Source organism: Polynucleobacter sp. Latsch14-2 (assembly GCF_018881925.1).
GTDB lineage: Bacteria > Pseudomonadota > Gammaproteobacteria > Burkholderiales > Burkholderiaceae > Polynucleobacter.
On record NZ_JACVPL010000009.1, the window covers coordinates 53895 to 68905 of the forward strand.

The window sequence follows — 15011 nt, forward strand, 5'->3', positions numbered from 1 at the left end:
TTCGAAACACATTGAATAAAGTGAAAATCAATAAAGCAAAAGCGCCCCGCGAGGCGCTTTTTCATTGGGTCAAAAACTATTGATGCTTAAGAGCCAAGCACTTTCTTTTTAGTACTACTCATACGTGCTTTACGTTTTTTAATTGGCGCAGGAGCTGCTGCTGCTTTTCTGTAACCGGGAGATGACCAACCAATTTTGGATTCAGCAGCATCTGCGCGAAGCACTCTTTTCTTAGGTGCTGCTGATGTTGTCTTTGCTGCTGCAGCTCTCGCAAAAGGGGATTTGGTCGCAGCGGAGCGGCGATCAGATCTATCTGATGTGCTTGTACGAACGCCGCTTTTAGCTGATGTGCGATTTGGTTGGCGTTTCGTGCGTGGCGCCTGCAAGGTTTTTTTGGTTTGCTTGCTAGATCTGCCTAGCTTTGTGGAAGCCTCTTCAAGATCATCTTTTGGTCTCCAAAGTACCAGTAATTTACCGATATGCTGCACTGGAGCAGCATCAAGCTTGTCGCAAAGCTCTTCATAGATTGCAATGCGTGCTTCACGGTCATCACCAAAAACACGCACCTTGATTAGTCCATGATGGCCAATAGCAAGTCTGGCCTCTTTAATTACGGCTGGTGTCAGGCCATCGTTACCAATCATCACGACTGGATTGAGATCGTGCGCGTCGCCTTTAAGAGTTTTGCGTTGTGTGGGGGTGATATTAAGTGCGGTCATGGTCTCGATGATAGAGCATTGGAGGAGCTAAATAGCCCCTTATCGACTGCTTGGTGTGCTATTCAGAGGGTTTTAACTTGATTCCTTTTGCCTTACGCAGCAGAAACAGGGAAAATAGACGGCGAAAGTGGGTAAGTTTTGGCAAAGAATAAATTTAATAAAAGCTGGTTACAAGATCATTTACAGGATCCCTATGTAAAGATGGCCCAAAAAGAGGGCTATCGTGCGAGGGCGGTATACAAGCTTAGCGAGATCGATGAGCAGGATGGTCTGATCAAAGCAGGCATGACCATTGTGGACCTTGGGAGCGCTCCAGGGAGTTGGTCTCAATACGCTCGTAATCGTCTGACTGAGTTAGGCAAGGGCAATCCCAAGATTGAATCTGGTAAGCCTGACGGCACGATTATTGCGATCGATATCCTGCCAATGGAAGACATTGCTGATGTGAGTTTTATACAGGGTGACTTTCGTGAGGATGAGGGTTTGAGGGCGTTGGAGGCACTTTTACCTGTTGACGCTAATGGCAAGGTTGATTTGGTCTTATCGGATATGGCTCCCAATCTCTCCGGAGTGGGGGTGGCAGACGCTGCCCGTATGGCCTTTTTGGCTGAAATAGCCCTAGATTTTGCGCTTAACCACCTCAAGCCTGAGGGCGCTTTATTGATTAAGTGCTTTAACGGAAGTGGCTATAGCCAGATCGTGGAATCCTTTAAAAAGGTCTTCAAGAATGTAGTCTCCAAAAAGCCCAAAGCTTCAAGAGCGCGCTCATCCGAAATCTTTTTGCTCGGCAGAAACTTAAAACCACCAAAATAATTAGGCAATCCATTGAAATAACCCCCTGGAAGTAGGGGTTTATCAAATAAACATCCTATTAGGCCTTGAAAAAGCCTAGTAGTAGAATCAAATACTTAGGTGTAGCAATTTGCTTTAACTCCCGGATTAATCCGGCAAAGGACTCATTTTGAACAGCAATATGTTTCAAAAAATTGGTGTATGGCTCATTGTGGGTCTTGTACTCTTTACTGTTTTTAAACAGTTTGACAAACCAAAAGACCAGACTCAGGTCACTTATTCCCAATTCATGGACGATGCCAAAGTTGGCAAAGTAAAGCGTGTGGATGTGCAGGGCCGCACCCTTCAAGTTACCCCAGCTGATGGCAATAAATATTCCATCATTTCCCCAGGTGACATATGGATGGTTGGCGATTTAATGAAGTATGGTGTTCAAGTTACTGGTAAGGCAGAGGATGAGCCAAACATGCTTGTGTCTGCCTTGTATTACCTCGGACCTACTTTATTGATTATTGGTTTTTGGTTTTTCATGATGCGCCAGATGCAAGGCGGAGGAAAAGGTGGAGCATTTTCTTTCGGCAAATCTAAAGCACGCCTAATTGATGAGAACAGCAATACCATTACCTTTGCCGATGTTGCGGGTTGCGATGAAGCCAAAGAAGAGGTTTTTGAGTTAGTAGACTTCTTGAAAGATCCTCAGAAATTTCAAAAGCTTGGCGGACGCATTCCCCATGGTGTGTTGCTAGTTGGTCCCCCAGGTACCGGCAAGACCTTATTAGCAAAAGCGATTGCTGGTGAGGCTAAGGTACCGTTCTTTTCAATCTCCGGCTCTGATTTTGTAGAAATGTTTGTGGGCGTTGGTGCATCTCGTGTGCGCGACATGTTCGAGAACGCCAAGAAAAATTCACCTTGCATCATCTTTATTGATGAGATTGATGCGGTTGGTCGTCATCGCGGTGCAGGTATGGGCGGTGGTAATGATGAGCGCGAACAAACTCTGAACCAAATGCTGGTGGAGATGGACGGCTTTGAAAGCAATAGCGGTGTGATTGTGGTTGCAGCCACCAATCGTTCGGATGTGCTGGACAAAGCGTTATTGCGTCCCGGCCGTTTTGATCGTCAAGTGCATGTGGGCCTGCCAGATATTCGTGGTCGCGAACAGATTCTGCAAGTGCATATGCGTAAAGTGCCGATCGATCCTGATGTGGACGCCGCTGTATTAGCGCGTGGGACTCCAGGATTTTCTGGTGCCGACTTAGCGAACCTTGTTAATGAATCTGCATTATTTGCTGCCCGTCGCAATAAGCGCGCAGTGGATATGAAGGATTTTGAAGACGCAAAAGATAAGATTTATATGGGGCCTGAGCGTAAGTCTGCCGTGATGCGTGAAGAAGAGCGTCGCAATACTGCGTATCACGAGTCTGGACATGCGGTGGTAGCAAAAGTCTTGCCTAAAGCAGACCCCGTTCATAAAGTGACCATCATGCCCCGCGGTATGGCATTGGGTGTTACCTGGCAGCTGCCGGAATTTGATCGTGTGAACCTTTACAAAGATCGCATGTTGGAAGAGCTAGCGATTTTGTTTGGTGGTCGTGCCGCTGAGGAGGTGTTCTTGCATTCCATGAGTACCGGTGCATCTAATGACTTTGAGCGCGCTACAAAAATGGCTCGTGACATGGTAACGCGTTATGGTATGAGCGATAGCCTGGGTACCATGGTCTATGTTGATACTGAATCCGAAAGTATTTTCGGTCGCAATAGCACCAAGACTGTATCCGAGTTAACTCAACAAAAAGTGGATGCAGAGATTAGGACATTGATTGATAGTCAGTACGCCTTGGCCAGATCTATTCTTGAGCAAAACCGCGATAAGGTTGAAGCCATGGTTGCTGCATTGCTTGAATGGGAAACCATTGATGCCGAGCAGATTACCGACATCATGGAGGGTCGTCCTCCACGTGTGCCACCACCTCCACCTGCAACCCAGTTTGGTAACTCTGCCGGTAACCCAGGCCCTGCAGCAGGTAGTGCGCCGGCTACTGCTTAATCTCGCCCGCTTGGCATGTTGAATTCTGATAAGCCCGCGACATGGCGTTGCGGGCGTTTTCTTTTTGACTTTAGCAAACGCAAGCGCCCATTAGTCATGGGTATTCTGAATGCCACGCCAGATTCTTTTTCTGATGGCGGCAAATTCAGAACAGTCCAAGATGCGATCACTCAAGCTGAGCTCATGATCAAGAGCGGAGTAGACATCATTGATATTGGCGGTGAATCAACTAGGCCGGGAGCAACACCCGTTGCTCTGCAGGAAGAATTAGATCGTGTGTTGCCAGTAATTGAAGCGCTCAAAAATTGTGGAGTTGCTTTATCTATCGATACCTATAAAGCAGAAACAATGCGTCAAGCCTTGCAAGCTGGCGTCGATTGCGTCAATGATATTTGGGCGCTCAGGCAAGATGGCGCAATCGGTACCGTACTTGAGTATGGTGTTGATGAAAGTAAGAGGGAGGGTTGCGGCATTGTGTTGATGCATATGCAACGCGATCCTGTGACAATGCAGTTCAATCCTGACTATAAAGATGTGGTGACTGAAGTAATTGCATTTTTACAGGAGCGAGCCGATAGCCTTATTGGTGATGGTGTAGATCGAAATCGCATTGCGATTGATCCTGGTTTTGGCTTTGGTAAAAGCTTAGACCATAATCTGCAGATGCTAGCCCATTTTGAATTATTCTCAAAATTGAACTATCCAGTTTTGGCGGGTATTTCGCGAAAGTCGATGTTGGGTAAGCTCACCGGAAAAGAAACCAATGGGCGACTTGCACCGAGTATTGCCGCAGCCATTATGGCGGCTGATCGTGGCGCTAAGATTGTTCGGGTACACGATGTATCGGAAACGATAGATGCCCTCAAGCTCTGGGAAGCCGTTCAAGCCAACTGAACGTCCGCAATATGCATTACTAGCCATAAGTTTTATAATGACCTTATGAAAAAACAATACTTTGGCACTGATGGTATCCGCGGGGAAGTGGGGCAGTTTCCGATTGTTCCGGAGTTCATGACCCGCCTTGGATACGCTGCTGGCAAAGTATTAACGCGGGATGCAAAACCTGGTGAGCGCTGCAAGATTCTGATTGGCAAAGATACGCGGGTTTCTGGATATTTGTTAGAGGCGGCTCTAGAAGCTGGCTTTGCCGCTGCAGGAGTTGATGTCATGCTTTGCGGCCCCATTCCAACTCCGGGGGTTGCGTACCTGACGAAAGCTTTGCGCTTATCTGCTGGCCTCGTTATTTCAGCGTCACATAATCCTTACCAAGACAACGGCATTAAATTTTTCTCTGCCAATGGTGATAAGTTGTCGGACGATTTTGAGTTAGCCATTGAAGCTGAGCTAGAAAAACCAATGGGCTGCGTAAGCTCAAAAGAATTAGGTAAAGCATTTCGCTTGGATGATGCTGCAGGGCGCTATATCGAGTTTTGTAAATCAACATTCCCTGGCGATCTCAATCTCAAAGGCTTGAAGTTGGTAGTGGATTGCGCTAATGGTGCCGCCTACCATACAGCTCCACCAGTATTCCATGAGCTTGGTGCTGAAGTGATTTCGATTGGTGTTAGTCCAGACGGACGTAATATTAATGACGGTTGTGGCGCGACTGCACCTGCAGCATTGATTTCTAAAGTAAAAGAAGTGGGCGCTGATATCGGCATTGCCCTGGATGGTGATGCTGATCGCCTGCAAATGGTGGACGCTACCGGTAGATTATTTAATGGCGACGAACTCCTCTATGTTCTTGCCAAAGACCGCATTGCTCGTGGTCAGGCATTGGGCGGGGTAGTTGGGACCCTGATGACGAATTTGGCTGTTGAGAATGCTATTAAAGGTTTGGGGATCGGGTTTGAGCGTGCCAAGGTTGGCGATCGTTATGTTCTAGAGGTACTCAAGCAAAAGGGTTGGATTGTTGGCGGCGAAGGTTCGGGCCACTTATTGTGTTTAGATCAACATTCCACGGGTGATGGCACGATTGCCGCTCTGCAAGTATTGGCTGCCATGAGTCAAAACAAGCAAAGTCTGGCGCAACTCCTCGATGCAGTAAAAATCTTCCCTCAAATACTGCTTAATATTAAATTCAAGCCTGGCTATGATTGGAAATCTGATGAGGCTCTCAAGCAGCAGATCGCGAAAGTGGAGAGTGAGCTCAAGGATGTTGGCAGGGTGCTCATTCGAACCTCTGGAACTGAGCCTGTTTTGAGGGTGATGGTTGAGACACAGGACTCTGATACAGCCATGAATGCCGCTAAAAGTATTGCTGATTTAGTCCCTACGGCACACTAAAAATAATTCCTAAGTTATTGAATATATTGAATTTAATAAACTTTAACTAGACTGTCATAAAAGGGTCACACACGAATCGTATTGTCTTGGTATTGCATTCATTTGGCATATCTACAAGGACTCATATATGAAACTCGTAATCAAACAAGTTTTACTCGCTAGTGCAGTGGCAGTGTCGTTTTCAACAGGCGCCATGGCAACTGAGATGACAGGTGCTGGCTCATCATTTATTTATCCAGTTCTGGCCAAATGGGCTGAGGCATACAAGGGGAAATCCGGCAATAGCCTGAACTATCAGTCTATTGGTTCTGGTGGTGGTATTAAACAAATCAAAGCAAAGACAGTCGACTTTGGTGCAACAGATGCTCCTTTGACTTTTGAAGAATTAGAAGCTGGCGGCATGGTTCAATTTCCAGCAATTATTGGTGGTGTTGTTACAGTAGTTAATATTGATGGAATCAAACCAGGTCAATTGAAATTATCTAGCGACGTGTTGTCGGATATTTTCCAGGGCACTTTGACTAACTGGAATGACAAGCGTATTGCATTGTTGAATCCAGGTTTACAGATTCCTGCAGGCGGCATTACCGTGGTAACTCGCGCTGATGGCTCTGGTACAACAGCTATCTTTACTAACTACCTTTCCAAAGTAAATAAGAGCTGGAAAGATGCAGTGGGTTTTGGTGCTGCTGTTAAATGGCCGGCTGCCTCTACTGTTAGCGGCAAAGGTAATGAAGGCGTTTCAGCAAACGTAACTCGCATCAAGAATTCGATTGGTTATGTGGAATATGCATACGCTAAGAAAAATAATATGAGCTACACCATGATGAAGAATGCTGAAGACAAGTTTGTTGAGCCATCAGCTGCTTCATTTGCTGCTGCTTCTGCTGGTACAGATTGGTCTAAGTTCCCAGGTATGAATACTTTCATTACCAATGCTCCTGGTGCTGGTGCTTGGCCTATCACTGGCGCTACATTCGTTGTCGTTTATAAAAATCCAGAAAACAAAGCAAGTGCTGCTGAAGTTTTAAAGTTCTTTGATTATGGTTTCAAGGATGGCAAAAAAATGGCTGCGGATTTAGATTACGTTCCAATGCCTGATAAAACTACTGATTTCATTCGTAAGAGTGTTTGGTCACAAGTGCGGGTTAAGTAATTCTAGATTCTTCAAAGCTGGCCCCAATCTTTTTGGGGCCTTTTTTTCTTAATTTCTCGTAAAAGTGAATATGAATTCTTCGGCGTCTCTGAACCTGTCAAGTGCTAAGGCAATCAGAATTGCTCGCAAGCAGCGTATTCAAGATTTTCTGTTTCATGCGATTACGCAATTCTTCTCACTGTTAGTGCTTTTTGCTCTAATGGGAATCATTGTTTCATTGTTTATCAATGCTGGTCCTGCTCTAAAAGAGTTTGGCGTTGGATTTTTCTTTGACAATGAATGGGATATTATTAACGGTAAGTTTGGTGGTCTGATTGCTATCTATGGAACCTTACTTTCCTCTGTAATTGCATTGGCCATTGCAGTCCCTCTCAGCTTTGGTATTGCTGTATTTCTAACGGAGATTTGCCCTGGGTATTTGAAGCGCCCCTTGGGCACGGCAATTGAATTATTGGCAGCTGTGCCTTCCATCATTTATGGCATGTTTGGCCTTTTTGTTTTTGCGCCCATTTTTGGTGACTATATTGAGCCGGCCCTTCAGGCAACTTTGGGAAAAATTCCATTTTTAGGCATTTTATTTTCTGGCCCCACTAACGGCATAGGCATGTTATGTGCCGGTTTAATTTTGGCAATGATGATTCTCCCCTTTATTGCTTCCGTCATGCGCGATGTATTTGAAATTGTTCCCCCCGTATTAAAGGAGTCAGCCTATGGCATCGGCTGCACTACCTGGGAGGTGGTTAGTAATATTGTTTTGCCATACACCAAGACCGGTGTTATTGGTGGTGTGATGCTAGGGTTGGGCAGGGCCTTAGGTGAAACGATGGCTGTAACTTTTGTGATCGGCAACGCCAGCAGAATTTCGCCATCCTTATTTGCCCCTGGTAGTTCGATTGCCTCTACTTTGGCCAATCAATTTGGCGAGGCTGAGGTTGGCCTCCACTTTTCCTCATTATTTGCCTTAGGCTTGGCGCTGTTTTTTATTACATTTGTTGTTTTGGCTTTAGCAAAATGGATGCTGATTCGTATGGAGAAGAATCAGGGGGTTAAGACATGAGTCAGGTAGTTAATATTGATCAAGCAGTGTTTGCTAAACGTAAACGCACCAATAAAATTGGCCTCATCCTATCAATGCTAGCAATGGTCTTGGGGATGATTTTTCTGATTTGGATTTTGTCTGTGCTGTTTATTAAGGGTTTCTCAGCCATTAATCTCAATATGTTTACACAAAGTACTCCTGCACCAGGTACGGAAGGTGGAGGATTGGCTAATGCCATTGTTGGCAGCTTGATGTTGATTGTTAGTTGTACATTAATTAGTACTCCAGTTGGAGTTTTGGCTGGTTTATATCTATCAGAGTACGGTGATAGAAGTCGGATAGCTGGGGTCACACGATTTGTGACCGATATTATGTTGTCCGCGCCCTCTATTGTGATTGGCTTATTTGTCTATGCGCTTTTTGTTGCGCAAGTAAAGCATTTTTCAGGTTGGGCAGGAACCATTGCCTTGGCTTTAATTGCAGTACCTGTGGTGGTTCGTACTACTGAAAATATGTTACGACTGGTCCCAGGCAGTTTACGGGAGGCGGCTTATGCATTAGGTGCGCCAAAGTGGAAGGTGGCATTTATGATCACCTTGAGGGCGGCGCAGAGCGGCATCATGACGGGGATTTTATTGGCACTCGCGCGTGTGAGCGGGGAGACTGCCCCATTGCTATTTACTGCACTCAATAACCAATTTTTTTCAACCAATATGAATGCACCAATGGCGAATCTGCCGGTAACTATATTCCAGTTTGCTATGAGTCCTTACGATAACTGGGTAAGTCTAGCTTGGGGCGCTTCATTGTTGATTACTTTTGCTGTATTGGGCTTAAATATCTTTGCTCGTGTAGTGTTCCGTGAGAAAGTGCAAGGATGATGGCCAATATGAAAACAATGTTTGACTTAAATCAGATTGATAGTCAAGGGGGTAGTGTGAACGTAGCTAGCAATGAGCCGCCAATGGCTCCTAAAAATGCACTTGAAGTGCGTAACCTTAACTTTTTTTATGGCGCCTTTCAGGGTCTAAAAAATATTAATTTAGATATTGAAGAGGGTAAAGTTACCGCTTTTATTGGCCCATCTGGTTGTGGCAAATCGACTTTACTGCGCACGCTCAATCGAATGTATGACCTCTATCCTGGGCAGCGCGCTGAGGGAGAAATTAATTTCTACGGGCAAAATATTCTTGAGCCGGGGCAGGACCTCAATTTATTGCGCTCACGTATTGGCATGGTTTTCCAAAAACCAACACCGTTTCCAATGTCGATTTATGAAAATATAGCCTTTGGTGTGCGCTTATACGAAAAGCTTTCTCGTTCTGAAATGGATGAGCGAGTAGAGTGGGCTTTGAATAAGGCCGCTTTGTGGACCGAAGCAAAGGATAAACTCAACCAAAGTGGTTTATCGCTTTCTGGCGGTCAACAGCAGCGTCTTTGCATAGCTCGTGGTGTAGCGGTTAAACCATCGGTCATCCTTTTAGATGAGCCAACCTCGGCTCTCGATCCTATCTCTACAGGAAAAATTGAAGAATTGATTAATGAGTTGAAGCATGAATATACGATTGCAATCGTGACACACAATATGCAGCAGGCTGCGCGTGTATCCGATTACACTGCATACATGTACCTTGGAAGTTTGATTGAGTACGGCAAGACAGATGAGATTTTCATTAAGCCTAAGCGCAAAGAAACTGAAGATTACATTACCGGCCGCTTCGGTTAATTGGAGATAACAATGCCAGATAAACACCTTTCATCGCAATTTGATGCCGATTTAAATTCCCTTTCTAGCCGTTTGCTAGAGATGGGTGGCTTAGTTGAATCGCAGATTTCAACTGCCATGCGTGCATTTACGCAAATGGATTTAGATACCTGTAATGTTGTGATTGAGAATGAAAAATTAGTAAATGATCTTGAGGTGCAAATTGATATGGCGTGCGTTGAGCTCATTGCTCGTCGACAACCGACAGCTAGAGACTTACGCTTGGTTATGGCTGTTTCTAAAGCCATTACCAATTTGGAAAGGGCTGGCGATGAGGCAGAGCGCGTTGCCAAAAGAACTAAGCGCTTGATCGAAGCCGGTGCGCCTCACAACATCAACGTTGCCGAGATTCGACTGTCTGGTCAAATGGCGATTTCGTTACTACGTCGCAGCCTGGATGCCTTTGCCCGTTTGGATACCATTGCAGCTGCTGCCGTGGTTGAGGAAGACCGCCAAATTGACGAAGAGTTTCGTGCATTTGTGCGTAAATTAATTTCCTACATGATGGAAGATCCGCACACGATTACTACAGGATTAGATATGCTAACTATCGCCAAGGCTATTGAGCGGATTGGCGATCATGCAAAAAATATTGCAGAGTTTGTAATCTATATCGCCAAGGGGTCGGACGTGCGTCATATTCCTCATGAAGATTTGGTTCGTGAGGCGAACAAGTAATTTTTGGGGATTAAGATGACCCACCGTATATTGGTTGTAGAGGACGAGCCTTCGATTGCAGAGTTAATTTCCATTAATCTGACTCATGCTGGGTTTAAGGTTGATAAAGCAATGCAAACAGACCTTGCCCTCAATATGATGCGTGATGAGCTTCCTAGCTTATTAATTTTGGACTGGATGTTGCCAGGAAAATCTGGAGTTCAGTTTGCAAAAGAGTTGCGCGCAAATGAACGTACTCGGTTTTTGCCTATTTTGATGCTTACTGCTAAAAGTGAGGAGTCTGATAAGGTCTTGGGATTGGATTCAGGGGCTGATGACTATGTCACCAAACCCTTTTCCCCCAAAGAATTGGTTGCCAGGGTGAAGGCTTTATTACGTCGCCAAACCCCTGTAGAGGAGGTCGGTCCACTCGCCATTGGCCCATTACAGTTAGATCCTGTCTCACATCGTGTTTTAGCTGTATGGCCCAACACAGATCCCAAGCCAATACCACTTGGACCTACTGAATACCGGATTTTGCAGTTTTTTATGGCTAATCCTGAGCGGGTACATTCAAGGGCAAATTTACTAGACAAGATTTGGGGCAATGAGGTCTATATCGAAGAGCGCACGGTAGATGTCCACATTAAGAGATTGAGGGCTGCTTTGGCGCCTGTAGACTGTGATCGATACATCGAGACGGTACGTGGCAGTGGTTATCGTATTACTAAGACCCCTACACTTACCTAAGGTTTGGCATTGCTGGGTTTTGCAAATTTTTCCATTTCAATCCCGAATGCTCTAAGATTGCGGCATGCTCTCCGCCTTAAGTAGATTCTTCTTTATCGTTTGTTTGGCATTTATTGCCGCCTACATTGCCCTGATTAATTGGGGTCAAATTGTGGCCATTGCTTCTGGCATAGCTATTCTGGCCATACCTTTGGTCTATTCCTATATCAATTTGGCTCGACTGCGTAAATATGTTTTAGCGGATTCAGTGGAGTCGATGCCACTTCCCAGTGGATTTTGGGAGGAGGTATTTTTTAGATTGCAGCGCTTAGTTCGCAATCTCAAGCAGCAAGTCAGAGTTATCGAGCAGCAGCATGACCGATTTATTGAAGCCTTTCAGGCATCCCCAAACGGCATCGTTATGCTCGATGACCAAGATCAAATCGAGTGGTGTAACGCCATTGCCGAACGTTTTTTTGGTTTGAATTTCAAACGCGATGCAATGCAAAGAATTAATTTCTTGATTCGTCGTCCAGAGTTTGTGCAGTATTTAAATAGAAGGCAATTTGAAGAACCACTGTTGCTAGAGCGCATGAGCTCGGATGGCAATTTGAGTCTGATGCTACAGGCCTTTCCTTTTGGTGACAAGCGCCACCTCTTATTGATCCAGGATGTCACGGATTTGCAGAAAGCAGACGCAATGCGACGCGACTTCGTGGCAAACGTTTCTCACGAGATGAGAACCCCCATTACGGTATTAATGGGTTTTTTAGAAACCGTGCAGTCCTTGGATTTAGAAAAATCACAAAGAGACCAGTACTTTGACATGATGATGTCCCAGGCACAGCGTATGAAAAGTTTAGTCGAGGATCTGCTGACTCTTGCCAATCTTGAATCCAATACTTTGCCTGCCCCTATGCAGGCAGTACAAATCACAACAATGATGGCATTGTTGAAAAACGATGCGGAAGCGCTGTCTCAGGGTAGACATGCGCTCAATTTTGAATCTACCACTTCGTGCACTTTACTAGGAGATGAGCGCGAGCTTTTATCTGCATTTAGCAACCTAGTATCTAATGCCATCCGTTATACGCCAGACATTGGTTCAATTAATGCCAGTTGGAGCGTAAATCCTCAAGGTCAGGGAGAATTTTCTGTGACTGATACGGGGCCGGGGATTTCTCCTGAGCACTTGCCACGACTGACTGAGAGATTTTATCGGGTCGATAGAAGTCGCTCAAGAGATACCGGGGGCACAGGGCTTGGTTTAGCGATTGTGAAGCACATTGCCAGTCGTCACCAAGCGCAACTCATTATTGAAAGCACCCCCGGAAGGGGTAGCACTTTTATTCTACGCTTCCCTAAAGAGCGGGTGAGTGAGTAGCGCTAACTCTTAGTGCTGCAACTTCACTCCTTTTTCTTTTTCTTTTTCTTTTTAGATTCTTTGGGCAGTTTTTCTGCTTTTCCATTGGCGTATAGACACCAAACTTTGATTTCCTCTAAGAGCTCATTGAGGTCTTCGTAGGAAAGGTTTTTAAAGTCTTCCAAACGAATACTTCCAGACTCCTGCAACTGTTTAACGGCGTCTTCGTATTGATATTTGCTCATGACTTTACTGGGTATGTTTGTTTATTTCGGACACTCTAACAAACTAATATGACAAAAACTCTGTTTTAGTGCATTTTTAAGCTTATTTTGCCTAGTCTGGGTCTGTAGAGACTTCAGATTCTTGCTTAATACCAGTTATTTTGGCAGCTAGTTGTTCCAGGGGGCCGCCAATTAGTAGTGTTAGTAGAATTGCTCCTAGGGCTAGTCCGCCTAGAACAAACTGACCCGCTCCAAAGGCTGCGCCAATTAAAGCACAAGACCATATACTGGCTGCAGTAGTAAGGCCATGTATTCTTTGGGAGCTGCGCTCGCGAATGATGACGCCAGCACCTAAAAAACCTAGGCCAGTAATGAGACCTTGTAATACACGGCTGACCGACTGAGCATCGTCTTTGACAAAGTCGCTAATAAGCATTACTGCCGTAGCTGACCCAATGGCAACCAGGCTATGGGTTCGTATGCCGGCAGACTTGTGGTGTAGCCAGCGATTTAGCCCCAGAACAGAGCCCACAAGCAGCGCCAGCGCCAAGCGAATCGCAATGTTGTAATACAGCTCCCAGTGTTCCATATGGCCTCCTTAGGCACAGTAATTTACTTCTAGATCCCTTAATACTACCAAGATGCATCCTATCTTTGGACTATAGCTTTTACTTGTGGGGAGGTAATATAGGCATTCTCTCAATGCGAGCCAATTATGTCCGCCGTTCAAAAAAGTATTACATCTGCACATCCTAATATTGCTGCTCTTAATTCACCAGAGCCATTTATGGGGTCTCAATCCAGCATTCAAAAACGCATAGCCGCCGGCAAGGCATTGCGCAAGAAGGTTTCGCATGCAGAGCAGGGTAGATACATGCCGCCAAAGAATCGCATTAGTCCGATTGAGGTGCTTGAGCGGCAGGCCAAAAGTCGCAATCCATCCCTAATACCGATTCGCTATGAACGTATGTTGCAGTCACCCTTTGCTTTTTATCGGGGCGGTGCTGCCATCATGGCCTGCGATCTTGCCAATCAACCGACTACCAACATAACTGTGCAGTTATGTGGTGATATGCATGTATCAAACTTTGGCTTATTTGGAACGGCAGAGCATCGCTTGGTATTTGGGATTAATGATTTCGATGAAACCCTTCCCGGAAGCTGGGAGTGGGATATGAAGCGATTGGTTGCCAGTGCAGTGATTGCTTGCGAAAGTCTTGGGGGAACCGAGGCCTTAGGTAAGAAATTAGTTCATCATATTAGCTCTGAATATCAAAGGCGTATGGCTCAATACGCACAAATGCCTTACCTCAACTTAGCTCAACAATTTATTGGTGAAAAGGATATCCGTAAGCATTTCAGTAAATCGCACCAGAAAACGCTGGACGCCTATCTAAAAGAAACTAAGGGACAGGGGAATATTCAGGTATTGACAAAGCTGACAACCCTAGTTGGTAAAAATCGAAAAATCATTGATAAGCCACCGCTTATTGAGCATCTTGCGAAAAGCCTTCATGGGGTAGCATTCAAAACGCTAGCATCTCAAGCGGTTACAAGTTACTCACGCTCATTACTGGCTGATAGGCAGGTTTTGTTTGGTCGCTATTCACTGAAGGATTTTGCTAGAAAAATTGTTGGTGTGGGTAGTGTTGGAACAACTTGCATGGTTTTGTATTACGAAGGGAATGGTGATAATGACCCCCTATTTTTGCAGTACAAAGAAGCGCAAAATTCTGTCCTGACGCCTTACCTTGGTGAGTCTGTTTATGCCAATATGGGTCATCGCGTGGTTGCGGGTCAAAGACTACTGCAAGGTGCGCCCGATATCTTTTTAGGTTTTGGTGCTGTTAAAAATGACGCTGGTGATGAACAGGATTTTTACATAAGACAATTACGTGATATGAAGGGTGGGATTGCGGTTGGCTCCGGTGGTGTTTCTCTGGAAAACTTTCCTGACTATGCCAAATTATTTGGTTGGGCTCTTGCCCTAGGACATGCTCGCTCAGGGGATGCGGCAATGATTTCTGGGTACTGCGGGCAATCTAAAGAGCTTGATAAGGCTCTATATTCTTTTGCCAAGGCCTATGCGAAGCAAAATAAAGCTGACTTTGAGATGTTTTGTGGGGCGGTGCGGTCTGGAGAGTTGAAGGTTGCCAAGAGGCGCGTCTTAAAGTAGTTCTGGCCCATTGTTGTCATTGATTTGTCATCATAAGTAGACATAGTTGAGACTTGAT

At 45.3% G+C, this 15011-nt stretch carries 15 protein-coding genes; 12 read left to right on the top strand and 3 right to left on the bottom strand.

Annotated elements, in window-relative coordinates:
- Nucleotides 1–86: 86 nt before the first annotated feature.
- Nucleotides 87–719 (bottom strand): YhbY family RNA-binding protein, encoded by a 633-nt coding sequence (locus ICN46_RS08635; protein WP_216207422.1) that lies wholly within the window; start codon nucleotides 717–719, stop codon nucleotides 87–89.
- Nucleotides 720–857: 138 nt separating this feature from the next.
- On the opposite strand from ICN46_RS08635, the gene ICN46_RS08640 reads away from it, so the two are divergent.
- The 11 genes from ICN46_RS08640 (at nucleotide 858) to phoR (ending at nucleotide 12574) form a co-directional block, all read left to right on the top strand.
- Nucleotides 858–1532 (top strand): RlmE family RNA methyltransferase, encoded by a 675-nt coding sequence (locus ICN46_RS08640; RefSeq protein ID WP_216207425.1) that lies wholly within the window; start codon nucleotides 858–860, stop codon nucleotides 1530–1532.
- 148 nt (nucleotides 1533–1680) lie between these two features.
- Entirely contained in the window at nucleotides 1681–3558 is a 1878-nt protein-coding gene (gene ftsH, locus ICN46_RS08645; RefSeq protein WP_216207428.1) for an ATP-dependent zinc metalloprotease FtsH, read from the top strand.
- Nucleotides 3559–3573: 15 nt separating this feature from the next.
- A complete protein-coding gene (folP, locus tag ICN46_RS08650) occupies nucleotides 3574–4452 on the top strand; it encodes a dihydropteroate synthase (RefSeq protein WP_216207431.1) in 879 nt (292 codons plus the stop codon).
- A gap of 45 nt (nucleotides 4453–4497) precedes the next feature.
- Nucleotides 4498–5844, top strand: coding sequence for a phosphoglucosamine mutase (glmM, locus tag ICN46_RS08655; RefSeq protein ID WP_216207435.1), 1347 nt, complete (start codon nucleotides 4498–4500; stop codon nucleotides 5842–5844).
- 127 nt (nucleotides 5845–5971) lie between these two features.
- Nucleotides 5972–7000, top strand: coding sequence for a phosphate ABC transporter substrate-binding protein PstS (gene pstS / locus ICN46_RS08660; protein WP_216207439.1), 1029 nt, complete (start codon nucleotides 5972–5974; stop codon nucleotides 6998–7000).
- A gap of 70 nt (nucleotides 7001–7070) precedes the next feature.
- Complete coding sequence (pstC, locus tag ICN46_RS08665) at nucleotides 7071–8057, top strand: phosphate ABC transporter permease subunit PstC (RefSeq protein ID WP_216207442.1); 987 nt, start codon at nucleotides 7071–7073, stop codon at nucleotides 8055–8057.
- A complete protein-coding gene (gene pstA / locus ICN46_RS08670; protein WP_216207444.1) occupies nucleotides 8054–8920 on the top strand; it encodes a phosphate ABC transporter permease PstA in 867 nt (288 codons plus the stop codon). Before pstC ends, pstA begins: the two co-directional genes overlap by 4 nt.
- 83 nt (nucleotides 8921–9003) lie before the next feature.
- Complete coding sequence (pstB, locus tag ICN46_RS08675) at nucleotides 9004–9765, top strand: phosphate ABC transporter ATP-binding protein PstB (protein WP_216207525.1); 762 nt, start codon at nucleotides 9004–9006, stop codon at nucleotides 9763–9765.
- Nucleotides 9766–9777: 12 nt separating this feature from the next.
- A complete protein-coding gene (gene phoU, locus ICN46_RS08680; RefSeq protein ID WP_216207447.1) occupies nucleotides 9778–10482 on the top strand; it encodes a phosphate signaling complex protein PhoU in 705 nt (234 codons plus the stop codon).
- 15 nt (nucleotides 10483–10497) lie between these two features.
- On the top strand, nucleotides 10498–11211 hold the full coding sequence (gene phoB / locus ICN46_RS08685) for a phosphate regulon transcriptional regulator PhoB (RefSeq protein WP_216207450.1): 714 nt from the start codon (nucleotides 10498–10500) through the stop codon (nucleotides 11209–11211).
- Between the two features lie 64 nt (nucleotides 11212–11275).
- Complete coding sequence (phoR, locus tag ICN46_RS08690) at nucleotides 11276–12574, top strand: phosphate regulon sensor histidine kinase PhoR (protein ID WP_216207453.1); 1299 nt, start codon at nucleotides 11276–11278, stop codon at nucleotides 12572–12574.
- Between the two features lie 23 nt (nucleotides 12575–12597).
- Here phoR and ICN46_RS08695 read toward each other — a convergent pair whose 3' ends face one another.
- Together ICN46_RS08695 and ICN46_RS08700 are read right to left on the bottom strand one after the other, a co-directional pair.
- On the bottom strand, nucleotides 12598–12798 hold the full coding sequence (locus ICN46_RS08695; protein WP_216207456.1) for a hypothetical protein: 201 nt from the start codon (nucleotides 12796–12798) through the stop codon (nucleotides 12598–12600).
- A gap of 91 nt (nucleotides 12799–12889) precedes the next feature.
- Complete coding sequence (locus tag ICN46_RS08700; protein ID WP_216207457.1) at nucleotides 12890–13366, bottom strand: MgtC/SapB family protein; 477 nt, start codon at nucleotides 13364–13366, stop codon at nucleotides 12890–12892.
- Between the two features lie 126 nt (nucleotides 13367–13492).
- On the opposite strand from ICN46_RS08700, the gene ICN46_RS08705 reads away from it, so the two are divergent.
- Entirely contained in the window at nucleotides 13493–14953 is a 1461-nt protein-coding gene (locus tag ICN46_RS08705) for a DUF2252 domain-containing protein (protein WP_216207460.1), read from the top strand.
- Nucleotides 14954–15011 lie beyond the last annotated feature (58 nt).

Coding starts and splice junctions, on each gene's coding strand:
- ICN46_RS08635 (WP_216207422.1), bottom strand. CDS start 719: ATGACCGCACTTAATATCACCCCCACACAACGCAAAACTCTTAAAGGC.
- folP (WP_216207431.1), top strand. CDS start 3,574: ATGTTGAATTCTGATAAGCCCGCGACATGGCGTTGCGGGCGTTTTCTT.
- glmM (WP_216207435.1), top strand. CDS start 4,498: ATGAAAAAACAATACTTTGGCACTGATGGTATCCGCGGGGAAGTGGGG.
- pstS (WP_216207439.1), top strand. CDS start 5,972: ATGAAACTCGTAATCAAACAAGTTTTACTCGCTAGTGCAGTGGCAGTG.
- pstC (WP_216207442.1), top strand. CDS start 7,071: ATGAATTCTTCGGCGTCTCTGAACCTGTCAAGTGCTAAGGCAATCAGA.
- pstA (WP_216207444.1), top strand. CDS start 8,054: ATGAGTCAGGTAGTTAATATTGATCAAGCAGTGTTTGCTAAACGTAAA.
- pstB (WP_216207525.1), top strand. CDS start 9,004: ATGGCTCCTAAAAATGCACTTGAAGTGCGTAACCTTAACTTTTTTTAT.
- phoU (WP_216207447.1), top strand. CDS start 9,778: ATGCCAGATAAACACCTTTCATCGCAATTTGATGCCGATTTAAATTCC.
- phoB (WP_216207450.1), top strand. CDS start 10,498: ATGACCCACCGTATATTGGTTGTAGAGGACGAGCCTTCGATTGCAGAG.
- phoR (WP_216207453.1), top strand. CDS start 11,276: ATGCTCTCCGCCTTAAGTAGATTCTTCTTTATCGTTTGTTTGGCATTT.
- ICN46_RS08695 (WP_216207456.1), bottom strand. CDS start 12,798: ATGAGCAAATATCAATACGAAGACGCCGTTAAACAGTTGCAGGAGTCT.
- ICN46_RS08700 (WP_216207457.1), bottom strand. CDS start 13,366: ATGGAACACTGGGAGCTGTATTACAACATTGCGATTCGCTTGGCGCTG.
- ICN46_RS08705 (WP_216207460.1), top strand. CDS start 13,493: ATGTCCGCCGTTCAAAAAAGTATTACATCTGCACATCCTAATATTGCT.